This is a genomic window from Galbitalea sp. SE-J8, from assembly GCF_030345695.1.
Lineage (GTDB): Bacteria > Actinomycetota > Actinomycetes > Actinomycetales > Microbacteriaceae > JAUASV01.
In genome coordinates this window covers 39,070-65,366 of sequence record NZ_JAUASV010000022.1, presented here as the reverse complement: position 1 = coordinate 65,366, position 26,297 = coordinate 39,070, and the positions used below count along the sequence as shown (strand labels likewise).

The 26,297-nt window shown below is 73.3% G+C and carries 21 protein-coding genes; 7 read left to right on the top strand and 14 right to left on the bottom strand.

Annotated features, from left to right (window positions below; translation table 11 throughout):
- Nucleotides 1-279: 279 nt before the first annotated feature.
- The gene (locus QT381_RS13235) at nucleotides 280-1,530 is read left to right on the top strand and encodes a kynureninase (RefSeq protein ID WP_289249505.1); all 1,251 of its coding nucleotides are present in this window, start codon (nucleotides 280-282) and stop codon (nucleotides 1,528-1,530) included.
- A gap of 15 nt (nucleotides 1,531-1,545) precedes the next feature.
- Here QT381_RS13235 and QT381_RS13230 read toward each other — a convergent pair whose 3' ends face one another.
- The gene (locus tag QT381_RS13230; RefSeq protein WP_289249504.1) at nucleotides 1,546-1,899 is read right to left on the bottom strand and encodes a hypothetical protein; all 354 of its coding nucleotides are present in this window, start codon (nucleotides 1,897-1,899) and stop codon (nucleotides 1,546-1,548) included.
- 118 nt (nucleotides 1,900-2,017) lie between these two features.
- Nucleotides 2,018-2,512 carry a 2'-5' RNA ligase family protein gene (locus QT381_RS13225; RefSeq protein WP_289249503.1) on the bottom strand — a complete coding sequence of 165 codons (495 nt, stop codon included), beginning with the start codon at nucleotides 2,510-2,512 and terminating at the stop codon, nucleotides 2,018-2,020.
- Between QT381_RS13225 and QT381_RS13220 the strand changes: the two genes are divergently transcribed.
- Together QT381_RS13220 and QT381_RS13215 are read left to right on the top strand one after the other, a co-directional pair.
- The gene (locus QT381_RS13220) at nucleotides 2,511-3,659 is read left to right on the top strand and encodes a low temperature requirement protein A (protein WP_289249502.1); all 1,149 of its coding nucleotides are present in this window, start codon (nucleotides 2,511-2,513) and stop codon (nucleotides 3,657-3,659) included. The two genes, QT381_RS13225 and QT381_RS13220, sit on opposite strands and share 2 nt — an antisense overlap.
- 23 nt (nucleotides 3,660-3,682) lie before the next feature.
- Nucleotides 3,683-4,807, top strand: a complete 1,125-nt coding sequence (locus QT381_RS13215) for an acyl-CoA dehydrogenase family protein (protein WP_289249501.1) — start codon at nucleotides 3,683-3,685, stop codon at nucleotides 4,805-4,807.
- Nucleotides 4,808-5,032: 225 nt separating this feature from the next.
- Here the strand turns inward: QT381_RS13215 and QT381_RS13210 are convergent, their stop codons facing one another.
- The 3 genes from QT381_RS13210 to QT381_RS13200 all read right to left on the bottom strand — a co-directional run bounded on the left by QT381_RS13210 (nucleotide 5,033) and on the right by QT381_RS13200 (nucleotide 7,806).
- Nucleotides 5,033-5,776 (bottom strand): NAD(P)H-hydrate epimerase, encoded by a 744-nt coding sequence (locus QT381_RS13210; protein WP_289249500.1) that lies wholly within the window; start codon nucleotides 5,774-5,776, stop codon nucleotides 5,033-5,035.
- Nucleotides 5,777-5,947: 171 nt separating this feature from the next.
- Nucleotides 5,948-6,865: an LLM class F420-dependent oxidoreductase gene (locus QT381_RS13205; protein ID WP_289249499.1), complete on the bottom strand. Its 918-nt coding sequence runs from the start codon at nucleotides 6,863-6,865 to the stop codon at nucleotides 5,948-5,950.
- Nucleotides 6,862-7,806: a DMT family transporter gene (locus tag QT381_RS13200; RefSeq protein WP_289249498.1), complete on the bottom strand. Its 945-nt coding sequence runs from the start codon at nucleotides 7,804-7,806 to the stop codon at nucleotides 6,862-6,864. Before QT381_RS13200 ends, QT381_RS13205 begins: the two co-directional genes overlap by 4 nt.
- A gap of 71 nt (nucleotides 7,807-7,877) precedes the next feature.
- Between QT381_RS13200 and QT381_RS13195 the strand changes: the two genes are divergently transcribed.
- A complete protein-coding gene (locus QT381_RS13195; RefSeq protein ID WP_289249497.1) occupies nucleotides 7,878-8,807 on the top strand; it encodes a LysR family transcriptional regulator in 930 nt (309 codons plus the stop codon).
- Here the strand turns inward: QT381_RS13195 and mtnN are convergent.
- From mtnN to QT381_RS13170, 5 genes are all read right to left on the bottom strand, one after another.
- Nucleotides 8,770-9,486: a 5'-methylthioadenosine/S-adenosylhomocysteine nucleosidase gene (mtnN, locus tag QT381_RS13190; RefSeq protein WP_289249496.1), complete on the bottom strand. Its 717-nt coding sequence runs from the start codon at nucleotides 9,484-9,486 to the stop codon at nucleotides 8,770-8,772. The genes QT381_RS13195 and mtnN overlap by 38 nt on opposite strands.
- 293 nt (nucleotides 9,487-9,779) lie before the next feature.
- Nucleotides 9,780-11,141, bottom strand: a complete 1,362-nt coding sequence (locus tag QT381_RS13185; protein WP_289249495.1) for a UDP-glucose dehydrogenase family protein — start codon at nucleotides 11,139-11,141, stop codon at nucleotides 9,780-9,782.
- Between the two features lie 10 nt (nucleotides 11,142-11,151).
- A complete protein-coding gene (locus QT381_RS13180; protein WP_289249494.1) occupies nucleotides 11,152-13,221 on the bottom strand; it encodes an acyltransferase family protein in 2,070 nt (689 codons plus the stop codon).
- A 5-nt stretch (nucleotides 13,222-13,226) separates the two neighbouring features.
- Complete coding sequence (locus QT381_RS13175; RefSeq protein WP_289249493.1) at nucleotides 13,227-13,421, bottom strand: hypothetical protein; 195 nt, start codon at nucleotides 13,419-13,421, stop codon at nucleotides 13,227-13,229.
- Nucleotides 13,421-15,166: a glycosyltransferase family 2 protein gene (locus tag QT381_RS13170; protein ID WP_289249492.1), complete on the bottom strand. Its 1,746-nt coding sequence runs from the start codon at nucleotides 15,164-15,166 to the stop codon at nucleotides 13,421-13,423. The genes QT381_RS13175 and QT381_RS13170 overlap by 1 nt, the downstream gene beginning before the upstream one ends.
- Nucleotides 15,167-15,414: 248 nt before the next feature.
- On the opposite strand from QT381_RS13170, the gene QT381_RS13165 reads away from it, so the two are divergent.
- Entirely contained in the window at nucleotides 15,415-16,452 is a 1,038-nt protein-coding gene (locus QT381_RS13165) for a glycoside hydrolase family 6 protein (protein ID WP_289249491.1), read from the top strand.
- A gap of 20 nt (nucleotides 16,453-16,472) precedes the next feature.
- Here the strand turns inward: QT381_RS13165 and QT381_RS13160 are convergent, their stop codons facing one another.
- Nucleotides 16,473-16,640: a hypothetical protein gene (locus tag QT381_RS13160; RefSeq protein ID WP_289249490.1), complete on the bottom strand. Its 168-nt coding sequence runs from the start codon at nucleotides 16,638-16,640 to the stop codon at nucleotides 16,473-16,475.
- Between the two features lie 267 nt (nucleotides 16,641-16,907).
- Here QT381_RS13160 and QT381_RS13155 point away from each other — a divergent pair, with 267 nt between their 5' ends.
- Both QT381_RS13155 and QT381_RS13150 read left to right on the top strand, forming a co-directional pair.
- Nucleotides 16,908-18,905, top strand: coding sequence for a glycoside hydrolase family 5 protein (locus QT381_RS13155; protein WP_289249489.1), 1,998 nt, complete (start codon nucleotides 16,908-16,910; stop codon nucleotides 18,903-18,905).
- 25 nt (nucleotides 18,906-18,930) lie between these two features.
- Nucleotides 18,931-20,061 (top strand): glycerate kinase, encoded by a 1,131-nt coding sequence (locus QT381_RS13150; protein ID WP_289249488.1) that lies wholly within the window; start codon nucleotides 18,931-18,933, stop codon nucleotides 20,059-20,061.
- Nucleotides 20,062-21,393: 1,332 nt separating this feature from the next.
- Here the strand turns inward: QT381_RS13150 and QT381_RS13145 are convergent.
- The 3 genes from QT381_RS13145 to QT381_RS13135 are packed head-to-tail and all read right to left on the bottom strand — an operon-like array spanning nucleotide 21,394 to nucleotide 26,263.
- A complete protein-coding gene (locus QT381_RS13145) occupies nucleotides 21,394-22,662 on the bottom strand; it encodes an alpha-hydroxy acid oxidase (RefSeq protein WP_289249487.1) in 1,269 nt (422 codons plus the stop codon).
- A gap of 35 nt (nucleotides 22,663-22,697) precedes the next feature.
- Nucleotides 22,698-24,137, bottom strand: a complete 1,440-nt coding sequence (locus QT381_RS13140) for a rhamnulokinase (RefSeq protein ID WP_289249486.1) — start codon at nucleotides 24,135-24,137, stop codon at nucleotides 22,698-22,700.
- Between the two features lie 2 nt (nucleotides 24,138-24,139).
- Nucleotides 24,140-26,263, bottom strand: a complete 2,124-nt coding sequence (locus tag QT381_RS13135) for a bifunctional aldolase/short-chain dehydrogenase (RefSeq protein WP_289249485.1) — start codon at nucleotides 26,261-26,263, stop codon at nucleotides 24,140-24,142.
- Between the last annotated feature and the right edge of the window lie 34 nt (nucleotides 26,264-26,297).

Here is a 26,297-nt window from a genome sequence, read left to right as displayed (position 1 = left end):
TCGCTTGATCTGACTGGGCGGTCACGGGGATCGCTCGGCATCGGGTCGAGGAGGACCGTGATGGTGATTCATCGTGATCAACGGCGTGCGGACTCGCGCGTCGTGCTGGACGAGTTCGAGGCGGAGGGGACGGTGGTCTCGAGACGCCGGCTCGCTGTGCTCGCGGGCTCCTCGACCGGCGGAGGGACGGTGGTCTCGAGACGCCGGCTCGCTGTGCTCGCGGGCTCCTCGACCGGCGGAGGGACCGTGGTCGTCGAGGGCGGCCGGTAGCGTCGGGGGATGACCGACTTCGCCGCCCGTGCCGTCGCACTCGACGACGCCGATCCGCTCGCGCACTGCCGCGACCTGTTCGTGCCGAGCCCCGACGTCGTCGCGTACCTCGACGGCAACTCGCTCGGACGCCCGCTGCGCGTGACGTCGGGCCGCGTCACGTCGTTCATCGAGAACGGATGGGGCGGTCGCCTCATCCGCGGCTGGGACGACGCGAGCGACCCCGACTCCGCCGACCCCGACATCGCCGGCCCCGCGGCGGTCGGCGACTGGCTGACGCTCGGCGAGCGCATCGGCGACGACCTCGGCCGCATCGCGCTCGGTGCGGCGCCGGGGCAGGCCACGATCGGCGACTCGACGAGCGTGCTGCTCTACAAGCTCGTGCGCGCCGCCCTCGACCTGCGCCCCGACCGGCACGAGATCGTCGTCGCACGGGACGACTTCCCGACCGACCGCTTCGTCGTCGAGGGCATCGCCGCCGAGCGCGGAGTGACCCTGCGCTGGGCAGCCGGCGCGGACGAGGCCGCGCACGCGCTGTCCGATCGCACCGCGCTCGTGCTGCTCAGCCACGTCGCCTACCGCTCCGGCGCGCTCGCGGATGCCGCGGCGACCACGGCAGGGGCGCACGCGGCCGGCGCGCTCGCGATCTGGGACCTCTGCCACTCCGTCGGCGTCGTGCCGATCGCGCTCGACGCGTGGGGCGTCGACCTCGCGGTCGGCTGCACCTACAAGTACCTGAACGGCGGGCCGGGAAGCCCCGCGTTCGCGTACGTCGCCGAGCGCCACCAGGGCGCGTTCGGCCAGCCGATCCAGGGCTGGCTCGGCAGCGCCGCACCGTTCGCGATGGGGCAGGGCTATCGGCCGGCCGACGGCATCCGTCGCGTGCTCTCCGGCACGCCGCCCGTCATCGCGAGCCTCGCGCTGCGCGACACCCTCGCGCTGCTCGACGAGGTGGGCACGGATGCGGTGCGCGCGAAGTCCGAGGCGCTCACGGCGTTCGCGGTCGAGCTCGTCGACGCGCTGCTGCCCGAGGCGGGGCTCGCGACGCCGCGCGACCCCGCCCGCCGCGGCAGCCACCTCACGATCGACCACCCGGCATTCCCCGAGCTGGTGCCGCGACTGTGGGAGCGCGGGGTGATCCCGGACTTCCGCACGCCGACCGGCATCCGCCTGGGCCTCTCGCCGCTGTCGACCTCGTTCGCCGAGCTCGAGCTCGGCGTGCGGGCGATCCGGGAGGAACTGCACGCCTCAGCGGTGTGAGGCCGAACGAGTCGATCAGGTCAGAGACTGCGTCGGGCCAAGCTCGCGATAGTCGTCGTCGTCGCTGCTCAGTCGGAGCACCAGACGGTTCAGGCCCGACGCGTCCAGCACGACCGTCAGCGAGGTGCCCTTCGGTGCGGGCGTGCCCGCGGGGTGGCGTGCACCCTCACCGGTGAATTCGCCGGTGGCGTGAAGCACGTAGACGCCGGTCGTGGGGTCGTACTGCGCCGGATCGGAGCCGAAGCGGGTGGCGATCGCCTTCCAGTCCGCCGTCGTGACGGTTTCCTCGGACGGGGTGTCGTCTCCCATCTGCACTTCCGCGTCCCGCAGCGCGGCAGTGATCGCCTGCAGCGTCGCGTCGTCCGGCACGGGAGATGCTGCGGACGAGAGTTCGGCGGACGGTCCCTGACAGCCCGTCGCCCCCGCGGCGACGAGGATGGCGGCTGCGGTCTCGTCGACCTATTGACATGAGGCAAGACGGCGCGGATCAGATAGGCGGCGACACCGCGAGCACCTCGCGTTCGCCGCGGCGCTGCCCCGGACGCATGTCCACGAGCGCGACCTGCGCGAATCGCAGCACGTCGCCCTCGCGCGCACGGCCGTGCTTCTTCACCGTGAGGTGCGGCCGGTAGCCGTCGAGCCAGTGCTCCGGCGTCTCCTCGCGGATGCCGAGCGCCTCGAGCGCGGCGACGAGCGCCGCGTGCAGCGCGACGAGCCCGGGGGTGCGCTCCAGCTCGGAGACGAGCACCGTGCCCCTCGCGCCGAACATCGCGTCGCCCAGCACGGGCACCGCGAGCTCGCGAACGGATGCCGCGGCGGGCTCGAGCGCTCCGGCGACGGCCGCGGGAGCGGCATCCGTGAAGAACGTCGGCACGATCGTCGTGTGCAGCGGCCAGGCCGCGGTCGAGAAACGATCGCCCGCCTCCAGCGGCTCGAGCAGCAGCACGATCACGAACCGGTGCACCCCTACAGTGAAGCGCATGGTCAGCCTGCGCACCCGGATGGTGGCCCGCGACACCACCGAGCGCCACCGGGCGTCGACGCCGCTCGAGCTGCTCGTCGACCTCGTCTTCGTCGTCGCGGTCTCGCAGCTCGCGGCCGCGCTCGCGGAGACGGCCGAGCACGGACATCCGCTCGACGGAGTCGTGCCGTTCGCGATGGTGTTCTTCGCGATCTGGTGGGCCTGGATGAACTTCACCTGGTTCGCGAGCGCGTACGACACCGACGATGTCGGTTACCGGCTGCTGACGCTCGTGCAGATGGCGGGCGCGCTCATCATCGCGGCGGGCGTGCCGGGCGCGTTCGAGCAACATTTCGACGCGGTCACCATCGGCTACCTGGTGATGCGGATCGGGCTCGTCGCGCAGTGGGTGCGGGCGGGGGCGCAGCATCCGGCCGGGCGGGCGACCGCGTGGCGATACGCTGCGGGCATCAGCGTCGTGCAGGCGCTGTGGCTCACGCGGCTCGCCCTGCCCCACGAGGCGCAGTTCTGGACGTTCTTCGTCTGCGCCGTGCTCGACGTCGCCGTGCCGATCTGGGCGGAGCGCACCGGGGGCACGGCGTGGCATCCGCACCACATCGCGGAGCGCTACGGGCTGTTCGTCATCATCCTGCTCGGCGAGAGCGTGCTCGCCGCGACCGTCGCGTTCGCGGGCGCCGAGCGCACGGTCGAGCGCGTCGTGATCGGGCTCGCCGGCCTCGTGATCCTGTTCGCGCTGTGGTGGGTGTACTTCCTGCACCCGGTCGGCGAGGACCTCGAGCGGCGCCCCTCGCGCAGCTACCTCTGGGGCTACGGGCACTACGTGCTGTTCGCCGCGCTCGCGGCCGTCGGCGCCGGGCTCGAGGTCGCGGTCGTGGTCTCCGGGGAGCCCGACGCGCCCGTCGGCGATCGCACCGTGGCCGTGCTCGTCGGGCTGCCGCTCGCCGTCGCGCTCGCGACGATGTGGCTGCTTCAGCTGCCGCTGGGCGCGCGGTCGCCGGTGCGCGGGGATGCCGTGGCGCTCGCCGCGGGCATCGTGCTCTCGGCGGCCATAGCCGTGCCGCTCATCGGCCTGGTCGGCGCGTTCGTCGCCATGGTCGTGGTGCTCGTGCTCCTCGTCGCGAGCACGTACCTGCCCCGCGACGCGTGACGCGCGGGCGCTAGCGTGGCGGCGTGAGCGACATCCTGACGCCCGAGCTGCTCGACCGCATCCGGTCCCGCGCCGCCGGCTACGACCGCGACAACGCCTTCTTCACCGAGGACCTCGACGAGCTGAAGGCCGCCGGCTACCTCGTCTCGCGTCCGCTGCTCGAGACGCTGCGCGACCACCGGGTGCTCGCCGCGCACGCCCCCGCGACCGCGCTCGGCACGGCCATGCACCTCGTCGTGGTCGGCATCGCGCGCGTGCTGGGCGAGCGCGGCGACGACTCGCTCGCCTGGATCGTCGACGACGCGGCCGCCGGCGAGGTGTTCGCGTTCGGCAACAGCGAGGCCGGCAACGACCAGGTGATGTTCGACTCGGTGACGGATGCCGTGCGCCGCCCCGACGGGTCGTACCGGTTCACCGGCACCAAGATCTTCACGTCGATGACCCCCGCGTGGACCCGCCTGGCGCTGTTCGGCAAGGACGCCGCGCACCCCGACGGGCCGCGACTCGTGCACGGGGTGCTCCGCCGCGGCGACGGCGGCTGGTCGAACGCCGGCGGATGGGACACTCTCGGCATGCGGGCGACGCAGTCCTTCGCGACCAGGCTCGACGGCGCGCCCGTCGACGCGTCGCGCATCACCCGGGTGCTCCCGGTCGGGCCGAGCGCCGACCCGTACATCTTCGGGCTGTTCGCGAACTTCCTGCTGCTGGTCTCATCCGTCTACGCCGGCATCGCCGACCGCGCGCTCGAGCTCGCGGTCGCGCGCGCGGGGGAGCGGCAGTCGCTCAAGACCGGTGCGGCGTACAGCCAGGACCCCGACATCCGCTGGCAGCTGGCGGATGCCGCGATCGCGCTCGACGCGCTGCGCCCGCAGCTCGAGGGGCTCGCCGCCGACGTCGACGGACTCGTGAACCACGGCACGAACTGGTTCCGCTACCTGGTCGGGGCGAAGACGCGCGCCGTCGACGTGTCGCGCCGGGTCGTCGAGACCGCGCTGCGGACGACGGGCGGCGGGTCGTTCTCGAACGACGCCGAGCTGTCGCGGCTGTACCGGGACGCGCTCGCGGGACTCTTTCAGCCGAGCGATCCGGAGAGCGCGCACGCGACGGTCGCCGCGAACCTCCTCGGGCCCCTCGCCCCTCCCGCGTGAGGCGGTGTTGCGCGCCTCTCCCCGGGTGTGAGGACGTTGCGCGCGCCTCTCCCCGGGTGTGAGGACGTTGCGCGCGCCTCTCCCCGGGTGTGAGGACGTTGCGCGCGCCTCTCCCCGGGTGTGAGGACGTTTTGCGCGTGTGAGGACGGCCCAGACCGTCCTCACACGCCCAGACCGTCCTCACACGGAAGCCGGACGCCACGGGAACCCGGACGGCCGACACTCTCAGCTGTCGATGAGCGGCTCCACCTGCGCGAGCTCCGGGCCGAGACCGAGGTCGGCCACGAGGATCTCGCCCGCGAGCGAGGCGCCCGGCTCGATGAGCAGGCCGGCCTTCGCCGCACCGAACGTGACCGTGAGGCCGGCGGGCAGCACCACGGCATCCGTCGCGGCGCCGGTGTCGGGGTCGATGCCGCTCGGCAGATCGACGGCGACGACGAGGGGTGCGTCATCGGGGCCGTCGAGCAGCGGAAGGAGTGCCGCGACGACCTCGCGCGCACGCCCGCGGAGCGCGTGCGGCCCGGCGGACCCCGCGCTGCGGCGCGTGTCGGGCTCGGAGCTCGAGGTCCCGCTGCCGCTCCCGCTGCCGCCCGCCCCGTCGGTGCTGCCGCCGCTGCCCGTGCCGAGGATCGCGTCGACGATGACATCCGCGTCCTGGGCCACTCCGACCGGGTCGGCCGTGAGCTGCGCGCCCGCCTCGAGGGCGGCGGCGAGCCCCGCCGCGTGCACGCGGTCGCTCGTGCGCGCGAGACGGATGTCGTGGCCGCCCCCGGCGAGCGTCGCGGCCGCGTAGAGCGCGTCGCCGCCGTTGTTGCCGGCGCCGACGAGCACGAGGATCGTCGCGCTCTCGCCGACCTCGTCCGCGATCGCCGCCGCGAGGGCCGCCGCGGCGCGCTCCATGAGCGGCTCGCCCGCGTCGAGGTGCGGGCGTTCGGCAGCGCGCACCTGCGCCGCGCTGTATCCCTTCACCTCTCGATCATCCCCGAGTTGCTCCGGATTGCGGGTGTCGGGCGTTCGCGCCCACGATCCGGGGCAACACGTCGCACGCCCCCCACGGCGCACGGCGGCACACGCCCCGCACGGCGCACGGCGGCACACGCCCCGCACGGCGCACGGCGCACGGCGCGGGGCGCCGCCGAATCAGCGCACGCGGGGCAGCACCTCGCGGCCGATGAGGTCGAGGTGGTCGAGGTCCGTCATGTCCATGAGCTGGAGGTAGACCCGGTCGGCGCCGAGCTCGGCGAGCCGCCCGATCTGGTTGACGAGCTCGTCGACCGAGCCACCGAGCGTCGACGAGCCGAGGGATGCCGCGTCGATTCCGGCGGCGGCCGCCCGGCGTGCGACCTCGTCCGCCGAGGCGCCGACCACCGTCGAGCGCGCGACGCTGTAGCGCAGGGAGCGGCCCGCGGCATCCGCTGCCTCGCGCACCGCGGAGAACTTCTGCGCGACGGTCGCGTCGTCGACGAACCCGATGTTGTACTCGCTCGCGAACCGGGCCGCGAGCTCGGGTGTGCGCCGCGCCCCGCCGCCGCCGATGATGAGCGGCAGCGGCGACTGCACGGGCTTCGGCAGCGCCGGCGCGTCGACGAGCTGGTAGTGCTCGCCCGCGAACGAGAAGGTCTGCCCCGCGGGCGTCGACCACAGCCCGGTGAGGATCTCCAGCTGCTCCTCGAACGGCCCGAACCGCTTCTCCGGGAACGGGATGCCGAGCGCCCGGTGCTCCGCCTCGAACCAGCCGGTGCCGAGGCCGAAGTCGACGCGCCCGTTCGACATCGCGTCCACCTGCGCGACCTGGATCGCGAGGATCGCCGGGTACCGGTGCGTTGCGCTCGACACGAGCGTGCCGAGACGGATGCGGCTGGTCTCGCGCGCGAGACCGGCGAGCGTCGTCCAGGCGTCCGTCGGGCCGGGCTCGGGATCGCCCCCGCCCATCCGCATGTAGTGGTCGCTGCGGAACCAGGCGTCGAAGCCCAGCTGCTCGGCGGCCTGCGCGTGCGCGAGCTGGGTGGCGTAGCTCGCGCCCTGCTGGGGCTCGGTGAAGATCACGAACTCGGTCATGCGCCCAGCCTTGCAGAGCGGGACGAACGGATGCTGCCCACGACCGCCTCGCGCCGGGCGCCCTGATCGAGCATGCGTCCCCACGTCGTGCCCGCGAGGAGGAGCAGGATGCCGATCCAGCCCGGCGCGGAGATCGCGTCGCGCGCGATCGTCACCCCGATGAGCGCGGCCCACACCGGCTCGGTGCCGAGCAGCAGACTCACGCGAGAGGGCGAGGTGCGGCGCACCGCCCAGGTCTGCACGACGAACGCGAACACCGTGCACGCGAGCACGAGGTAGAGGAACAGGGCGGCGGCACCGGAGTCGAAGCCGGCGAGGAAGTCGGGCACGGATGCTCCGGTGCCGAGCGAGGTGAGTGCGAACACGAGCGCACACGTGCCGAGCTGGACGGTCGTGACCCGCAGCGGATCCACCGGTCGGTGCGCCGTGATGCGGTGCATCGTGGTGACGTGCACCGCCCGCACGATCGCGGCGCCGAGGACGAGCAGGTCGCCGAGCGACGGCGGACGCAGCGCGCCGCCGCTCGCGAGGAGCGCGACTCCCACGACGGCGACCGTGCCCGCGAGCAGGAACCGGCCCGAGGGACGCCGCCGTGCGACGGCGGCGTCGAGCAGCGGGGTGAGCACCACGGTCAGGCTGATGATGAGCCCGGCGTTGGTCGCCGACGTGTCGGCGATGCCGAACGTCTCCAGCGCGAACACGCCCGCGAGGATGCCGCCGAGGATGACGCCGGCTACCCACTCCGCTCGCGCGATGCCGCGCCGGCGCGCGACGACGATCACGCCGAGCAGCACGGCGGCGAGAGTCATGCGCGCGGCGAGGAGCGCGATGACCGCTCCGTCGCTCACGAGCACCTTCGCGACGAGGTAGGTCGAGCCCCAGGATGAGGCGACGAGGAGCAGGAGGAGGTCGGCGCGGACGCGCGTCAGGAAATCGAGCACGGCTGATCGTCGATCCCACCGAGAATTAGGACAAGACACGTCTTTCTGTGCCCACGAGTAAGTTTGGGCTTATGGAAATCGGCCAGCTCCGGGCGCTCCGGGCACTCGGCGAGCGCGACAGCATCGCGGCGGTCGCCGCCGCCATGCACGTCACGCCGTCCGCGGTGTCGCAGCAGCTGAGTGCGCTGCAGCGGCAGAGCGCCGTGCCCCTCACCTACCGGGACGGGCGACGCACCGCCCTCACCGCGGCCGGGCTCGCCCTCGCGGCTGCCGCCATCGACGTGGACGTGGCGCTCGCCCGTGCGGAGAGCGCGGTCGCCGCGTTCGAGGGCGACGCGACCGCGACGGTCTCGGTCGCCGCCTTCCACAGCGCCGGACTCGCCATGTTCGGTCCGCTGCTGTCCGCGGCCGCGGCACGCGCGCATCCGGATGTCGCGCTCACCGATTTCGACGTCGCCCAGACCGACTTCCCGGCTCTCACCGCGCACCACGACCTCGTCGTCGCTCACCGCCTCGTCGGCAGCCCGACGTGGCCGACCTGGGTGCGATCGCGGCCCCTGCTCGACGAGCCGCTCGACATCGCGCTCCGCCGGGACCATCCGCTCGCCGGGCGTCGCCGCATCCATCCCGCCGACCTGCGTGATCAGTCCTGGGTCGCCGTGCACGAGGGCTTCCCGCTCGAGCAGGCGATCAGTGTCATCGCCACCATCGGCGGCCGCGAGGCGCGCATCCCGCACCGCATCAACGAGTTCCTCGTCGCGGCCGCCGTCGTGGCCGCGAGTGATTGCGTGGCGCTGCTGCCGCGATACACGACCGACCTGCACCGGCATCCCGACATCGTGCTGCGGCCGCTCGAGGGGACGGCCGTGGGTCGTCACATCGACGTCCTCGCGCGGCCCGAGGTGCTCGAGCGGCGGTCGGTGCGCGCCGTGCTCGCGGACCTGCGCGGGATCGCCGCCCAGCTCAGCCGGCCAGGGCCTCCCGCGCCACGTGCAGCGTGACGATCGCGCTGCGCTCGGCCGCGAGCGGCAGGTTCTCGTCGAAGGATCCCGGGGCCTCGCCGTCGGCGAGGTCGGAGATGCCGCGGATCGACAGGAACGGCACCCCGTGCGCAAAGCAGGTCTGGGCGATCGCCACCGACTCCATGTCGACCGCTGCCACCTCGGGGAAGTCGGTGCGCACGCGACCCGCGCGGGCATCCGTCATGAAGGAGTAGCTCGACGCCGTGAGGCCCTCGTGCACGGCGAAGTCCTCGACGGGCGCGGCGTGTGCCGACGCGAGCAGCGCCGGGTCGGCGCGGTAGCGCCGCGGCATCCCGGGCACCTGGCCGAGGGCGTAGCCGAACGCGCGCGCGTCGGCGTCGAGGTTGACACTGTCGCCGCCGAGCACGACGTCGCCGACGCGCACGCGTCCGGCCATGCCGCCGGCGGAGCCCGCGCTGAGCACCGCGAGCGGGCGACCCGCGCGCAGGATCGCGGCCGTCGCCGCCCCGGCCGCGTTGACGAGGCCGATGCCGGTGCGCACGAGCAGCACGTCGAGGCCGTCGATCTCGAGCACGGTCTGCTCGCTCATCCCGACCGTGCGGGGCTCGGATGCGGCGCTCGCCCGCGCGAGGAACGGTGCCGCCTCCTCGGGCATGGCGACGAGCACGACGATCCGCGGTTCGGCAAGGGGGTTCACGGGTCGATTCTCCCCGACCCCGGTGGTCTCGAGACGCGGGCGACTGCGTCGCGCGCTCCTCGACCAGCGGGGCCGGGCGCCGCGGCCGTTGGTCGAGGAGCCTGCGAGCGCAGCGAGCCGGCGTCTCGAGACCGGTCGCCTGCCGCAGGGGGTCCGTGGTGGTCTCGAGACGCGGGCGACTGCGTCGCGCGCTCCTCGACCAGCGGGGCCGGGCGCGCTCCTCGACCAGCGGGGGAGAGGTCGACCAGCGGGGGCCCGGCCGGACCGGGGCGGGGCGCGGGGCGCGGGGAGAGTCAGACCTCGGCGAGCTCGACCACAGGGGCAGGGGCAGGGGCGCGGCGCGGGCGGCCCATGCCGCGGTACGTGAAGCCTGCCGCGGCCCAGCGCTCCGGGTCGAGCACGTTGCGGCCGTCGACCACGACGCGGCCCGACGCGAGTCCCGCGACGACGGCCGGGTCGAGGTCGCGGTATTCCTGCCACTCGGTGACGAGCACGATCGCATCCGCGTGGTGCAGGGCGTCGGCCGTGTCGGTCGCGAACCCGAGCTGCGGATGCTTGCGGATCGAGTTCGGGATCGCCTCCGGGTCGGTCGCGATGACGTGCGCGCCCAGCCCGAGCAGGCGCACGGCGACGTCGAGGGCGGGCGAGTCGCGGATGTCGTCCGAGTCCGGCTTGAACGCGAGCCCCAGCACGGCCACCTTCTTGCGGTAGACCTGCCCGCCGAGCTCCTCGACGACCATCTGGCACACCCGGTCGCGCCGGCGCAGGTTGATGGTGTCGATCTCCCGCAGGAACGACAGCGCGTCGCCGCGCCCGAGCTCGTCGGCGCGCGCCTGGAACGCCCGGATGTCCTTCGGCAGGCATCCGCCGCCGAAGCCGATGCCCGCGTTCAGGAACCGCCGGCCGATGCGCGCGTCGTGCCCGATGGCATCCGCGAGCAGCGTCACGTCGGCGTCCACCGTCTCGGCGATCTCGGCCATGGCGTTGATGAACGAGATCTTCGTGGCGAGGAACGCGTTCGCGGCCGTCTTGACGAGCTCGGCGGTCGCGTGGTCCGCGACGACCTTCGGGGTTCCCGCGGCGAGCGCCGTCGCGTACACCTCGTCGAGCAGAGCCTCGGATGCCGCGCGCGCAGACCCGTCCGACGGCAGCCCGTAGACGAGCCGGTCGGGCGAGATGGTGTCCTGCACGGCGTAGCCCTCGCGCAGGAACTCGGGGTTCCACGCGAGGAGAGCGCCGGAGCCGGATGAGGCCACCCGCTCCGCGAGCCGCGCCGCGGTGCCCACGGGCACGGTCGACTTGCCCGCGACCAGGTCGCCCGGCGACAGGTGCGGCAGCAGCGAGTCGATCGCCGCGTCGACGAAGCGCAGGTCGGCGGCGTTCGAGTCCGCCCGCTGCGGGGTGCCGACCGCGATGAAGTGCACCTGCGCGCCGCGGGCATCCGCGGCATCCGTGCTGAAGCGCAGACGTCCGGTGGCGAGCGCGCTCGCGAGCAGCTCCTCGAGCCCGGGCTCGAAGAACGGCGCGACACCCGCCGACAGGGCGGACACCTTGAGCGGGTCGACGTCGATGCCGACGACGTCGTGGCCGAGCTCGGCCATGCTGACCGCGTGCACGGCACCGAGGTAGCCGCATCCGGTGACGGAGATTCTCATGACGTGCTCCTTAGGAGGCAGGGATGACGCCGGCCTGCACCATGGCGTCTTCGAGGGCGGGGGTGAGGGCTTTCGCGGCGGTCGCGGTGAGGTGCGAGTCGTCGCGGTAGAGCAGGTAGTGGTTGCGCACCGCCTGGCAGGTGCCGTCGTCGCAGAAGTACGGCGTGAGGTCGACCGGCACGACATCCTTCTCGTCGCCGGTGAGCGCGTTCTGCAGCAGGATGTCGGTGCGCGCGTCGTCGGGGAACGCGCACTTCGACCAGTCGTCGAACGCCCCCGACACGCAGGTCGGGATGTCCTGGGACGGATGCGGCGTGTCCTTGATGTAGACGATCGGCACGTTCAGCTCGCGCAGCTTGTCGAGCGAGACCTCCCACTTGTCGTACATCTCGCGGTCGTCGGTGAGGTAGCTGCTCAGGCTCGAGGTGATGATGAGCGCCGGCTTCACCTGCGTGGTGATCAGGTCGATCGCCTCGTGCCGCCAGTCGACGCACTCGGGCTGCGAGTAGCGCCCGCCGTCGCCGATCGGCGTGAGGTCGGCGACCGGGCAGCCGGCCTTCGCGAACACGGAGACGTGCCAGCCGCGCTCCTCGGCGATCTGGCCGACGGCGCCCATCCACTGGTGCGCGTGGCTGTCGCCGAACAGCACCACCTCGGTGCCGCCGGGGGTGCCGAACTCGCACGATCGCACGCGGTCGCGCTCGTGGTCGAGCAGGCAGTCGTCGGGCTTCGGCCGGTCGTTCGGGGCGCTGATCGGGTCGGGCGAGACGGAGCCGGAGTTCGCGCCGCTCTCGCCGCCGAACACCTTGGCGAAGCTCGCGGTGTCGATCTTGGCGGCGGATGCGGTGAGCGTCGCGACCGCGTTCGTTCCGACCGAGAGCGACGCGGTCACCGACAGCACCATGCACAGCAGCCCGAGCGCGAGCGCCGGGGCGATGTTGCGCGCGACGGTCGTCCAGCGACCCAGGGGCTGCTCGACGAAGTGCAGCGTCGCGGCGGCGAGCAGCAGTGCGATGAGCATGAGCACACTGCGCTGCGGCCACGCCAGCGGGCCCGTGACGCGTTCGACGAGGATGAGCACCGGCCAGTGCCACAGGTACCAGCCGAACGAGATCCGGCCGAGGTAACGGATGGGGCGCAGCGACAGCAGGGCGCCGACGGTGCCGCGCCCGGTGCCCGCGAGCAGGCCGCCGGCGATGATCGCGGCCGTGCCGAGCACGGGCAGGATCGCGGCGACCCCGGGGAACGGCGTCGACCCGTCGTAGCTCACCGAGGTCACGACGAGCGCGCCGACGCCCGCCCAGCCGATCGCGATGCCGGCCGCGTGCATCCCGCGCCGCTGCGCGAGGAACTGCAGCCAGTGCCCGACCGCCGCGACGATGCCGCCGACGCCGAACTCCCAGGCGCGCGTGGTGGTCGCCATGTAGGCGAGCTGCGGGTCGGTGACGGTCAGCACGATGCCCGTGACGAGGGACACCGCGGTGACCGTGCCGATCACGCCGAGCACGATCTGCGACCCGCGGAACGGGAACCGTCTCGCGATCGCCACCGCGAGGAGCACGAGCAGCGGCCAGACCAGGTAGAACTGCTCCTCGACCGCGAGCGACCAGTAGTGCAGCACGGGGCTGTCGTTGGTGGACTGGGCGAGGTAGTCGGTGCCCAGGTCGATGAAGTGCCAGTTCGAGTAGAACACGGCCGAGGCGAGCAGGTCGCGCGCGTTCGCGTACACGCCGACGAGCGGCTCGACGGCGATCGAGACGCCGGCGATCGCGAGCAGCACGAGTGTCGCTGCGGGCAGGATGCGGCGCGCGCGCCGGGCGTAGAAGTTGCGGAACGAGATGCGCCCGGTCTGCTGCGCCTCCCGGATGAGCTGGCCGGTGATCAGGTAGCCCGAGATCACGAAGAAGGCGTCGACGCCCACGAACCCGCCGCCGAACAGCGGCACGGAGGCGTGGAACGCGACGACCATGATCACCGCGATGGCGCGCAGTCCCTCGACGTCGGTGCGGAAGTAGGTCTTCGCGGCACGCAGGTCGGGCTTCGAGGTCGCCGGCGCGGGCGACGTGGTGAGGGTCGTCACGGCGCTCACCGCCACGGCAGCATCGGGTCGAAGACGCCGGATGCGACGGCCGCGACGAGCCCGAGGAACGCCGTGTAGGCGACGGCCTCGACCATCGAGATGCGGCCGCTCGCGTCGTGCTCGCTCGCGCGGGCGCGCTGCTGGGCGTCGCGGTGCGGCATCCGTTCCGCGTCGTGCTGCGTGGTCGTCTCGGTGCTCATCAGGCCTTCACCTCGCTCAGGGCGGGCGCCGGCAGCAGGCCGCCGTGCGCGTTCTCGTGGTCGGGGGCGTCCTCCTCGACCTCGGCCGACTCGTCGACGACCGGGGCGGATGCCGCGACCTCGCGCGGGAACCGCACCTTCACGAAGCCGACGAGCAGCGGGGCGCCGAGGTAGGTGTACCCGGCCAGGAAGAGCGCCATGGCCCAGAAGTTGCCGATGCCGTAGGTCGCGACGTCGATGCCGAACGCGATCCAGGAGGCGCCGAGCGTGATGCTCAGCGCGACGATGCCGACGCTCGAGATGGTCTTCGCGAGCGAGCCGCCCTTGCCCTTGCCGACGGCGCCGGTGGCGACCCAGCCGCGCGTGCGGCCGGTGAGCTTGTGCACGATAGCGAGCGCGTGGCAGAACGAGTACGCCATCTGCACGCGCATCACCTCGAAGCGCCAGCGCGACCGCATCACCCGCGGCAGCAGCACGAAGTACACCCACATGCCGAGCAGGAACGGGATGTAGTGCTCGGCGCGCACCTGGTCGGCGAAGAACAGCGCCATGATGAGCCCCGGCACGTGCAGGAAGAACACGTTGATCGCGGTCGAGATGTAGTAGAGGAATCCCGACCAGAACGCGATGCTCTGCCGCACGGTCACCGGCCTGCGGTTCGCCTGCCCGCTCGCGAGCAGGGTCATCGAGCCGTTGCACCAGCGGTACTGCTGGTTGAGGAAGCCCGCGAGGTCGCTCGGGCACAGGCCGCGCGAGACGAGGATCGGCAGGTAGCGCACGACGTACCCGGCGCGCGTGAGCTTGATGCCGGTGTGCACGTCCTCGCTGTGCTCGATCTGGGCGAAGCCGCCCGCCGCCCGCAGCGCAGCCCGCCGGTACACGGCGCACGTGCCGACGCAGATCGGCGCGCTCGCCCGGTCACGGCTCGGCTGCACCCAGCGGTAGAACAGCTCCTGCGTGGCGCCCGCGGTGCGCTCGAGCCAGTTCATGCTCGTCTTCGTGTCGAAGAACTGGGGCGTCTGCAGGATGCCGATCCGCTCGTCGTCGAGGTACGGGATGGTGTGGTCGAGGAAGTCGGCGCGCGGGCAGAAGTCGGCGTCGAAGATGATGATGAAGTCGCCCGAGGATTGGCCGTAGCCGAAGCGCAGGTTGCCCGCCTTCTTGAGGTGACCTCGGTCCTCGCGGGTGCGGTAGTGGAATCCGTACTCCCGGGCGAGCGCCTCGACCTCGGGCTTGGCGGCGTCGTCGAGCACCCAGACGTCCAGCTCGCCCTCCCACCGCATCCGTGCCACGTAGGTGTAGGTGTTGCGCAGCACGTCGAGGTCCTCGCCCGCGGAGGGCAGGAACACGTCGACGCTCGGATAGGCGGATGTCGGACGGTCGCGGTGCCAGCGCTCGATGGTCTGCAGGTGGCTCTGCTTCGTGTAGCGCTTGCGGTTGAGGCCCGAGATCATCGACAGGATCGACGCGACGATGCTCACCGCGAGGATGCCGATGAGCGGGTACAGCCACGGCGAGCTGAGCGAGAAGCGCACGAGGCTCGACGCGGCGAGCCCGAACGCGACCACCGAGATGAGCTGCACCCAGCGCCGCTGCGGGCCCATGTACCAGTAGAGCTCGCGGTCGTCGGGCGGTGTGACGAGCGGCGCGGACTGTTCCGGTGGGGCGGACTGTCCCAGCGGCGCGGCGCGCTCCTGCGGCGCGACGGCGCGCGCCTCCGACTCCCGGGTCTGAACGAGCGACATGTCTCCAACTCCTCCTGGATTCGATGCGGGTTGCGGTGAGCAGACCCACTGCTGGCGCCGAAGTGCGCCATCGAACCCCGGGGGGATCGTCGTGTCCGTTCGGGAACGGGGACGAGTGTCAGGCTATGCGTGACCCCCGAACGGGGGTGTTTCGGGCATGTTTCGACTCGGTGAACAGTTGGGTCTACCCCGATACGGGGGATGGGCGTGCTCCTACCGTGGAGACGACCCCGGGGGGAGGAGGGTGCGTGCTCGTACGTCGATCGCGGCGCTCGGCCGCGCCCCGGCTCGCCGTGCTCGGGGCGTGCGTGCTGCTCGCGATCGGCGTCGGGCTCGCCGCACGGATGACGGGGCCCGCGCCGTCGTCGCCGCCGGCGGGCCCGGCGGGTTCGCCGGGCTCGGCCGGCGCGTTGCCGGCCATGCCCCTCGACGTCGACCCCGACTCGTACGTCGCGACGGCGCTCGCCGCCGACGGCTCGCTCGACGACGCGGACCGCAGCGCGCTCGGCGTCATCGCCGCCCAGCCGGTGGCCCGCTGGATCAGCGAGCCGGCGGATGCCGTCGCCGCCGAGGTCGCGGGCGTCGCGTCCGGTGCGGCCGCGCGCGGCGCCCTGCCGGTGCTCGTCGCCTACGCGATCCCCGACCGCGACTGCGGGTCGCACTCGGCGGGCGGGGCCGCCGCGTCGCGGCAGTACCGCGCCTGGGTCGACGCATTCGTCGCCGGGCTGGGGCGGCATCCGTCGATCGTCGTCGTCGAGCCGGACGCGCTCGCCCAGCTCGACTGCCTCTCGCCGGACGGACGGCTCGCGCGCCTCGCCGACCTGCGCTACGCGGTGCGGGCGTTCGCCGCGCAGGGCGCGTTCGCGTACGTCGACGCCGGGCACGCCGGCTGGATCGACGCCGACGAGATGGCGTCCCGGCTGCGCGAGATCGGGGTGACGGATGCCGCCGGCTTCAGCCTCAACGTCAGCAACTTCCAGTCGACGAGCGTCGAGGCCGCGTACGGCCGGGCGATCGCGCGGGCGCTCGGCGGCGACGTCTCGTTCGTCATCGACACGAGCCGCAACGGCGTGCCGGGCGATGGCTCGGACTGGTGCAACCCGCCGGGCCGCGCGCTCGGCGCGGCGCCGACCACCGACACGGGCATCGCCGGCGTCGACGCGTTCCTGTGGGTCAAGACGCCCGGGCGCTCGGACGGCCCGTGCAACGGGGGTCCGCCCGCGGGGCAGTGGTGGCCGGCCTACGCGCTGGCTCTCGTGCGCAACGCGGAGGCCGCCGGCGGCTGAGCGCGGCGGGGGAGGGGGCCCTAGCGGGCGGCGACCTCGTCGGCCGAGCGTTCGCCCCACGCGGCGGGCAGGTCGATGCGCACCGCCTCGTCGAGACGTAGGTCGTCGCGGGCGATGAACCGCACACCGCTCGCGGCGACGCCGATGATGCCGCCGAGCGCGATGAGCGCGAGCACGATGTCGGACATGGCTGTAACTCCTTCTCCGTTGAAGGACCGTAGGTGGGCCATGACGATACGCCTATTCCCCCGATCGGGGGAATAGGCGGGCGGGAGTGGACAGAATAGTCTGCTCACGTCGATCGGGGGAGATCGGCCGGGCGCGGGTCCGGGGGGCCCGCGCCTATCTCTCTGCCCGCGCCGTCTCTGTTCGTCGTTGTCTCTGTTCGTCGTTGTCTCTGTCCGCCGTCGTCGAGGCGCGGATGCTCGACGTCCCGCGCCGCCGGAAGGTTCCGCATGCGCTCGCTCGTGATCGCCGCGACCCTCGTCGCGGTCGGCGCGCTCGTGGCGACGGATGCGGTCGTCGCGGGTGCGGCATCCGCCGGTGAGGCGCCCACGGCATCCGTCACCGCACCCGTCACCGCGACGGGGACGGATGCGATCGCCGCCGAGGGCACGGCGGCGGATGCCGTGGCCGTGCTCAAGCGTTCGGCTCCCGACCGGGCGCTGCGCGGTCTCTCCGTCGCGGGCGCGGAGTTCACCTCGATCGGCACGCCCGCGTTCGACCGCCCGGCGACGTTCGGCTACCTCGCCGCGCGCGGGTACACGCTCGTGCGCATCCCGTTCCGCTGGGAGGCGATGCAGCGCGAGCTGTCCGGGCCGCTCGATCCGGCCGCGGTCAGCGCCCTGCACGCGGCCGTCGACGCCGCCGGGGCGGCGGGGCTCGCGGTCGTGCTCGATGTGCACAACTATGCGCGGTACGACGGGATCGCCTACGGCGCCCCGGGCTCGTTCACGAGCGGCGACCTCGCCGACCTCTGGCGCCGCCTCGCGCTCGAGTTCGCGGGCGACGGCGCGGTCGCGGGCTATGGGCTCATGAACGAGCCGCGCGCCCTGCCGACGGTCGACGGGGTCAGCGGCAACATCCGCTGGCAGCGCGCGCAGCAGGCCGCGCTCGACGCGATCCGCGCGACGGGAGACGACACGTGCGTCATCGTGAGCAGATACTCGGCCGGCGCGATGGGCGCCTGGCTCAACGCGAGCACGGGGCAGCCGGCGCCGTACATCGTCGACCCGCTCGACAACATCCGCTGGGAGGCGCACCACTACTGGGACGCCGGCAACACCGGCGCGTACACCGGGACGTACGCGGATGCCGTGGCCACGGGTTTCGGATCGAGCCAGGGCGACGCGCTGCGCACCCGCACGTGGTTCGAGCTCGACCAGTGGCTGAGCTGGCTGAAAAGGTACGGCCAGAGGGGGTTCATCGGCGAGTTCGGCTGGCCGTCGGCCCAGACCGGGCTGTCGGCGGACGAGGCCGCGGAATGGCAGTCGCTCGCGGCGATGTACCTCGGCCGCATCGACCAGGAGGACCCGTCGCTCGTCTGGACGGCCGCCTGGGCGACCGGCTCGCGCTGGTCCGCCGGGTACGCGCTGCAGTTCTACGGATCGACGGACGGGGTGCTCTCGACGCCGCTGTCGAACGCCTCGGTGCTCGAGGCGTTTGCGCGGGAGGTCACGCCGTCGCCCGTCGAACCGGGCGGCGGCGCGGGGGTCGCGGGGGACGGCTCGGCCGATGGTTTGGCGGGCGGGAGCGGCTCGGACGGCGATCACGCTTCGAGCAACGGCTCTGCGGGTGTGACCGGCGCGTCCGGCGCAGCTGGCGGCGCTGGCGGCGCCGGCTCGGGCGGTGCCGGCCCGGGCGCCGCCGACTCGGCAGGCTCGACCGGCACGGGAGGCGACACCGGGGGCGTCGCCTGGGGCGCCAGCGCGAAGCCGGAGACCCGTGCTCGGCTCTCGACGAGCAGCGGCCCGTCGGGGGACAGCGCGGCCGGTGGCATCCCCGCGGCCGGCGGGCGATCGGCGGGCGCAGCCCCGACCCGCACGACCGGCGGCGGCCCGACCGGCGCGAAGGCGGCCTCGCGCACGACGTCGGCCCCCGTCGCGACGCGCGTGAAACGCAGCGAGCGCGCCCGCATCCGGGTCACGGTCTCGCCCGCGCCGAAGCCGGGCAGCACGTCCCGCAGCACGCGCCGCGGCACGCCGAGCGGCTTGCCGAACGGCGCCACGAGCGCCGGGCCCGCGTCCGGCGTGACCGGTCGGGCGACCGGCAGCGTCACCGTGCGCTGGCGCGGCCACGTCGTCGGCCGGGCGACCGTGCGCGGCACGCGGGTCGTCATCCGGCTCGCGCGCGCGCTGCCCCTCGGCACGCAGAACCTCGTCGTGAGCTACGCCGGCTCCGCGCGGTTCGCGGCGAGCGCCGACCGCGTCAACCGCATCCGGGTGGTGCGCTGACGGCGGACCGTGCCACGGTTGCCCGGTGAGGATCGTCGTCGCCCCCGACTCGTTCAAGGGCACCATCGGTGCGACGGATGCCGCATCCGCGATCGCGGACGGCTGGCGCCGCGTGCGTCCCGACGACGTGCTCGAGCTCCTGCCCCAGGCCGACGGCGGCGAGGGCACGCTCGACGCCGTGCGGGCGGCGGTGCCGGCAGCGGTGCTCCGCCGCGGCCCCGCCGTCACCGGGCCCGACGGCCGACCCGTGCCCTCGACGTGGCTGGCGCTGCCCGACGGCACCGCGCTCGTCGAACTCGCGGCCGTGAGCGGGCTGCCCCTGCTGCGCGAGCCCGACTCGCTCGGCGCGACGACGCGCGGACTCGGCGAGACGATCGCCGCCGCCCTCGACGACGGCGCGACGGCGCTCTGGATCGCCCTCGGCGGCTCGGCCTCGACCGACGGCGGCGCGGGCGCGCTCAGCGCGCTCGGCCTGCGCATCACGGATGCCGCGGGTGACGAGCTCCCGGACGGCGGCGGCGCGCTCGCGCGCGTCGCGCGCGTCGACCGGTCTGGTCTGCGCGCGGCGCCGGCCGGCGGCATCCGTCTGCTCAGCGACGTGCGCTCGCCCCTGCTCGGACCGAGGGGCGCGGCCGCCGTGTTCGGCCCGCAGAAGGGCGCGACGCCGCAGCAGGTGCGCGTGCTCGACGCCGGGCTCGCGCGATTCGCGTCCCGGCTCGGCCCGGGCGCGGACGCCCCCGGCGCGGGCGCGGCCGGGGGCACCGGCTACGGCTTCATCGCGGCGTGGGGCGCCGAGCCGAGGAGCGGGGCGGATGCCGTCGCCGAGCTGACCGGGCTGCCCGCGGCGATCGAGCGCGCCGACCTCGTCATCACGGGCGAGGGTCGCGCCGACGCGACCTCGCTCGAGGGCAAGGTCGTCGGCCGCGTGCTGGAGCGCGCCGTCGCATCCGGGACGCCCGCCCTGGTGATCGCCGGCGCGGGCGCGCTCGACCCGCATCCGTCGATCGCGCTCGTCGAGATCGCGGGCTCGGTGGAGGCGGCGCTCGCCGACCCCGCGCGGTGGTTGCGCGCGGCGGGTCAGCGCGCGGCGGGTCAGCGCGCGGCGGGTCAGCGCGCGGCCGAAGCCGCCCCTGACCGAGCATCGCGCCTCCGCTGATCGCAGTAGTGCCCCGTTGGTCGAGCGTCGCGCCCCACTGACCGAACCCTCCGCCGCTGGTCGAGGAGCCCGCGAGCCTTCCCCCGCTGGTCGAGGAGCCCGCGAGCCTTCCCCCGCTGGTCGAGGAGCCCGCGAGCCTTCCCCCTGCTGGTCGAGGAGCCCGCGAGCCCTCCCCCGCTGGTCGAGGAGCCCGCGAGCGGAGCGAGCTGGCGTCTCGAGACCACTACAGCTTCATCGGGCGGGCGGGTGGTTTCGAGACGCGTCCTCGCTGCGCTCGGGCGCTCCTCAACCAGCGGGGTGTGACGCCGGCACCGCTCCTCCGGGCGCGCCACCCCAGCCCTGCCCGACCGCGGAAACCCCTCCCCGCGATCACGGAAATGCAGGAGCATCCGAGCGTCTCCGCAGAGACGTTCGCGTGATTCGGGGGTTGGGCGCGCGTGCGCCGCGCTGCGCTCCTGCATTTCCGTGATGTCGGCGGTCGGGACCACCACGGATCGTTCGGGCGGGTGGGTGGTTTCGAGATGCGTCCTCGCTGCGCTCGGGCGCTCGTCGCGCCCCGCTGGTCGAGGAGCCCGCGAGCGAAGCGAGCCGGCGCTGCTCCCCCGGGCGGGTCCGGGCGCGCCGCCCAGCGCGGCCCCAGCGCGGAAACCCGTCCCTCGATCACGGAAATGCAGGAGCATCCGAGCGTCTCCGCAGAGGCGTTCGCGTGATTCGGGGGTTGGGCGCGCGTGCGCCGCGCCACGCTCCTGCATTTCCGTGATGTCGGCGCTCGAGACCACCACGGATCGTTCGGGCGGACGAGTGGTTTCGAGACGCGTCCTCGGCTGCGCTCGGGCGCTCCTCAACCAGCGGTGGGGCGACGGCGTCACGCCCCGCCGGGCGAGGATCCCGCGAGCGAAGCGAGCCGGCGCTGCTCCCCCGGGCGGGTCCGCGCGCGCCGCCCCGACGCGCCTCCACCGCGGAAACCCCTCCCTCGATCGCGTAAACCCCTCCCTTGATCACGGAAATGCAGGAGCATCCGAGCGTCACCGGAGAGAGGTTCGCGTGATTCGGGGGCCGGGCTCGCGTGCGTCGCGCTGCGCTCCTGCATTTCCGTGATGTCGGCGCTCGAGACCACCACGGATCGTTCGGGCGGACGAGTGGTCTCGAGACGCGTCCTCGCTGCGCTCGGGCGCTCCTCGACCAGCGGGGTGACAGTGGCCTCGCTGCGCTCGGGCGCTCCTCGACCTGCGAGGTGACAGTGGCCTTGTGGGGCTCGGGCGCTCCTCGACCAGCGGGGTGACAGTGGCCTTGCGGGGCTCGGGTGCTCCTCGACCGGCGGGGTGAGGGTGTTCAGTCGCGTCGGCGGGGTGTCAGTCGGTGGAGTTGGGTGACGTGGGCGGGGGTGAGCTCGGGGAGGGAGGCGACGCCGAGCAGTTGCATGGTGCGGGTGATCTGGTCGGTGAGGATCGTGATGGTGCGCTCGACGCCGGCGCGGCCGCCGGCCATGAGGCCGTAGAGGTAGGCGCGTCCGATGAGGGTGAAGCGGGCGCCGAGGGCGATGGCGGCGACGATGTCGGCGCCGGACATGATGCCGGTGTCGATCGCGATCTCGGTGTCGCGGCCGACCTCGCGTACGACATCCGGGAGCAGGTGGAACGGGACGGGGGCGCGGTCGAGTTGGCGTCCGCCGTGGTTGGAGAGCACGATGCCGTCGACGCCGGCGTCGACGAGGCGGTGGGAGTCCTCGACGGTCTGCACGCCCTTGATGACGAGTCTGCCGGGCCAGAGGTCGCGGATGACGGTGAGGTCGTCGAGGGAGATGGTGGGGTCCATGGCGGCGTTGAGGAGTTCGCCGACGGTGCCGCCGGTGGACTGCAGGGACGCGAACTGCAGTTTCGGGGTGGTCAGGAAGTCCCACCACCACCAGGGGCGGGGGATGGCGCCCGCGATCGTGCCGGGAGTGAGCTGCGGCGGGATGGAGAAGCCGTTGCGTTTGTCGCGCAGGCGGGCGCCGGCGACGGGGGTGTCGACGGTGAAGAACAGGGTGTCGAATCCGGATGCTGCGGCGCGGCGGGTGAGCTCGTAGCTGATCTCGCGCTCGCGCATGACGTAGAGCTGGAACCAGTTGCGGCCGGTGGGGTTCGCGGCCTTGGTGTCTTCGATCGAGGTGGTGCCGAGGGTGGAGAGGGTGAACGGGATGCCGGCGGCGCCGGCGGCGGATGCCCCGGCGAGCTCGCCCTGGGTCTGCATGAGCCGGGTGAAGCCGGTCGGGGCGATGCCGAACGGGAGGGCTGAGGGGCCGCCGAACACGGTCGTGGAGGTGTCGACGTGTTCCGCGGGTCGCAGTACCTGCGGGTGGAACTCGATGTCCTGGAACGCTTGCCGGGCGCGGGCGAGGGAGATCTCCTGTTCCGCGGAGCCGTCGGTGTAGTCGAACGCGGCCCTCGGGGTGCGGCGCTTCGCGATCGTGCGGAGGTCATCGATCGTCAGCGCGGCGTCGAGGCGGCGCTTCGTGGCGTCGAGCTCGGGTGCCTTGAACCGCATGAGCTCGAAGATCTCCGCGGGCCTGGGCACCTGACGCCTCTGCTTCGGGTTCGTCGCGCGGGACTCGTCGGTCATGGCCTCATTCTCCGTAGGTCTGGGTGGTGCGCCGGTCAGAGTTCCGTGGGTCGCTGCACGCGCGGCTCGTAACGGCGGATGCCGGCGCTCGCCGCGACGATCGCGCGCAGCGCCTCGAGGTCGCCCGTGGCGAGCCCCGCGGCGCGGGCCTGCACGAGCACGTTGCCCACGGCGGTCGCCTCGGCGGGACCGGCGAGCACCGGCCGGCCGGTGCGGTCGGCGGTGAGCTGGCAGAGCAGCCCGTTGAGCGCGCCGCCGCCGACGAGGTGGACGACGTCGACGCGCACGCGCGAGAGCTCGGCGGCGGTCTCGACCGTCCGCGCGAACGTCGTCGCGAGCGACTCGACGATGCACCGCGTGAGGGCCGCGCGCCCCTCGGGCACCCGGAGTCCGCGCTCGGTCAGCCAGGCGGCGATGCGCGCGGGCATGTCGCCCGGGGCGAGGAAGGCGGGATCGTCCGCGTCGAAGACGGGCACGGCATCCGTCACCGCCGCGGCCGCCGCGAGCAGGCCCGGCAGGTCGATCGTCGACCCGTCGCACTCCCACTCGCGCACGCTCTCGCTGAGCAGCCACAGTCCCATGACGTTGTGCAGGTAGCGGATGCGGCCGTCGACGCCGCCCTCGTTCGTGAAGTTCGCGAGGCGGCCGGCCTCGGTGAGGATCGGCGCGTCGACCTCGACGCCGACGAGCCCCCAAGTGCCGCACGAGATGTAGGCGAAGTTCTCGTCCGCGGCCGGGATCGCGACGACGGCGGATGCCGTGTCGTGCGACCCGACCGCGACGACATCGAGCGTGCGGCCGATCTCGAGCGCGGAGGCGGGCGTGAGCGCGCCGATCGTCGTGCCGGCGTCGACGAGGGACGGGAACACGTGCGTCGGCAGGCCGAGGTCGCGCACGAGGTCGAGGTCCCACTCGCGCGTGCGCGGGTCGAGCAGCGCGGTCGTCGACGCGTTCGTGCGCTCCGCGACCGGGACGCCCGTGAGCCAGTAGCCGATCAGGTCGGGGATGAGCAGGAACCGGTCGGCGAGCGCGAGCGTGCCCGCCAGGGCGTCCGCCGTGAGCTGGAACACCGTGGTGAACGGGAGGTGCTGCAGTCCCGTGCGCGCGTGCAGCGCGGCGGCGTCGACCCGGTCGTGCACGATCGGCACGGCCGCCTCGGTGCGCGCGTCGCGGTAGTGGTAGGGCGTGCCGAGCATCCGTCCGTCGCGCACGAGCGCGTAGTCCACCGCCCAGGAGTCGATGCCGACGGATGCGATGGCCGGCTCGGCGCGCACGGCATCCGTCAGTCCCGCGACGACCCTGCGGTACAGCTCGAGGATGTTCCAGTGCAGCCCGTCGAGCGTGCGCACGGGCGTGTTCGGGAAGCGCGCGACGTGGTCCAGCTGCACGCGGCCGTCGGCGACGCGGCCGAGGATGACCCGGCCGCTCGTGGCGCCCAGGTCGACGGCCGCGACGGCGGCGCTGCTCGGCGCCACGGTCAGCGCAGGAACGCGGCGGCGACGCCCGCGTCGACGGGGATGTGCAGGCCGGTGGTGTGGCTGAACTCGGGGCCGGTGATCGCGGCGACCGCGTTCGCGACGTGCTCCGGCAGCACCTCGCGCTTCAGGATCGTGCGCTGCGCGTAGAACGCGCCCAGGTCGTCCTCGGCGATGCCGTAGGTCTTGGCGCGGTTCGCGCCCCATCCGCTCGCGAAGATGCCCGAGCCGCGCACGACGCCGTCGGGGTTGACGCCGTTGACGCGGATGCCGTGCTCCCCGAGCTCGACCGCGAGCAGACGCACCTGGTGCGCCTGATCGGCCTTCGTCGCGGAGTAGGCGATGTTGTTCGGTCCCGCGAACACGGAGTTCTTCGACGCGATGTAGACGATGTCGCCGCCGAGCCCCTGCTCGATGAGCACTCTCGCGGTGGCCTTCGACACGAGGAACGACCCCTTCGCCATGATGTCGTGCTGCACGTCCCAGTCGCGCTCGGTGGTCTCCAGCAGCGGTCTGCTCAGCGAGACGCCGGCGTTGTTGACGACGAGGTCGATGCCGCCGAACGCGAGCAGCGCCTCCCGCACGGCGTCGTCGATCCGGTCGGCTCTCGTGACGTCGACGGCGACGCCGACCGCGACATCCGCCGGGTTCGTCGAATGACGCAACCCGATCTCGGATGCCGCGGCCGCCGCCTTCTCGAGGTCGAGGTCGGCGACCACCACGCACGCCCCCTCGGCCGCAAGCCTCGTCGCGATCGCCTTGCCGATGCCGGAGGCCGCACCCGTGACGAGCGCGACGCGGCCCGCGTGGGTCTTCGGTTTCGGCATCCGTCGCAGCTTCGCCTCTTCGAGCGCCCAGTACTCGATCCGGAACTTCTCGCTCTCGGGGATCGGCCGGTACGTCGAGAGCGCCTCGGCGCCGCGCATGACGTTGATCGCGTTGATGTAGAACTCGCCCGCGACGCGCGCGGTCTGCTTGGTCGCGCCGTAGCTGAACATGCCGACGCCGGGCACGAGCACGATGGCGGGGTCGGCGCCGCGGATCGCCGGCACGCTGGAGCTCTGAGGATCGCGAAGCGATCCGGCGACGCCAGTGCCGAGCGAGCCTGCGAACTCGGTTTCGAGAAGGGGCGCGTTGCGCTCGTAGTACGCCGTGTAGTCGGCCCGGTACGCCTCGTGCAGTTCGGTGAGGCGCGCGATCGACTCGTCGACGGATGCCGTGGCCGGCAGGTCGAGCACGAGCGGCTTGACCTTCGTGCGCAGGAAGTGGTCGGGGCAGCTCGTGCCGAGCTCGGCGAGCGGCGCGAGCTTCTCACGGCTGAGGAAGTCGAGCACGCGTTCGTCGTCGGTGAAGTGGCCGACCGCGGGCCTGTCGTGGCTCGCGATGCCGCGGATGGTCGGCGCGAGGGCCGCGGCCCTCGCGCGGCGCTCGGCCCCGGCCAGCGGCTCGAAGCCGGGCACGACGGCGCCGAACGGCTCGGCCGCGCCGTGCGCGTCGAGGTAGGCCTGGGCGGTGTCGATGATCCAGCGGCTGTTCGCCTCGGTCTCCTCGCTCGTGTCGCCCCACGCCGTGATGCCGTGGCCGCCGAGGATGCAGCCGATCGCATCCGGGTTCTCGCGCTCGATCGCGGCGATGTCGAGTCCGAGCTGGAAGCCGGGGCGCCGCCACGGCACCCAGACGACCCTGCCGCCGAAGATCGCCGCGGTGAGCGCCTCGCCGTCGGCCGCGGTCGCGATGGCGATGCCGGCATCCGGGTGCAGGTGGTCGACGTGCGCCGCGTCGACGAGTCCGTGCATGGCGGTGTCGATCGAGGGCGCGGCTCCGCCCGTGCCGTGCAGCGTGTAGTCGAGGGCGGCGACCATCTCGTCCTCGCGCTCGACCCCGGGGTAGACGTTCTGCAGCGCGCGCAGCCGGTCGAGCCGCAGCACCGCGAGGCCGGACTCGGCGAGCGTGCCGAGGTCGCCGCCCGAGCCCTTCACCCACAGCAGCTCGATCGGCTCGCCCGTCACCGGGTCGGTCGCCGTGCCCTTGGCCGAGGTGTTGCCGCCGGCGTAGTTCGTGATCCTCGGGTCGGCGCCGAGGCGGTTGCTGCGCGCGATGAGCTCGGCGGCGGCGGGGTTCGTCATGGGTCGTGTTCCTCGCTGGAGACGGGACGGGCGG

Bases quoted from the DNA above. Each gene is read 5' to 3' on its own strand.
- QT381_RS13235 (WP_289249505.1), top strand. From the start codon at position 280: ATGACCGACTTCGCCGCCCGTGCCGTCGCACTCGACGACGCCGATCCG.
- QT381_RS13220 (WP_289249502.1), top strand. From the start codon at position 2,511: ATGGTCAGCCTGCGCACCCGGATGGTGGCCCGCGACACCACCGAGCGC.
- QT381_RS13225 (WP_289249503.1), bottom strand. From the start codon at position 2,512: ATGCGCTTCACTGTAGGGGTGCACCGGTTCGTGATCGTGCTGCTGCTC.
- QT381_RS13205 (WP_289249499.1), bottom strand. From the start codon at position 6,865: ATGACCGAGTTCGTGATCTTCACCGAGCCCCAGCAGGGCGCGAGCTAC.
- QT381_RS13195 (WP_289249497.1), top strand. From the start codon at position 7,878: ATGGAAATCGGCCAGCTCCGGGCGCTCCGGGCACTCGGCGAGCGCGAC.
- QT381_RS13185 (WP_289249495.1), bottom strand. From the start codon at position 11,141: ATGAGAATCTCCGTCACCGGATGCGGCTACCTCGGTGCCGTGCACGCG.
- QT381_RS13175 (WP_289249493.1), bottom strand. From the start codon at position 13,421: ATGAGCACCGAGACGACCACGCAGCACGACGCGGAACGGATGCCGCAC.
- QT381_RS13170 (WP_289249492.1), bottom strand. From the start codon at position 15,166: ATGTCGCTCGTTCAGACCCGGGAGTCGGAGGCGCGCGCCGTCGCGCCG.
- QT381_RS13160 (WP_289249490.1), bottom strand. From the start codon at position 16,640: ATGTCCGACATCGTGCTCGCGCTCATCGCGCTCGGCGGCATCATCGGC.
- QT381_RS13155 (WP_289249489.1), top strand. From the start codon at position 16,908: ATGCGCTCGCTCGTGATCGCCGCGACCCTCGTCGCGGTCGGCGCGCTC.
- QT381_RS13145 (WP_289249487.1), bottom strand. From the start codon at position 22,662: ATGACCGACGAGTCCCGCGCGACGAACCCGAAGCAGAGGCGTCAGGTG.
- QT381_RS13135 (WP_289249485.1), bottom strand. From the start codon at position 26,263: ATGACGAACCCCGCCGCCGCCGAGCTCATCGCGCGCAGCAACCGCCTC.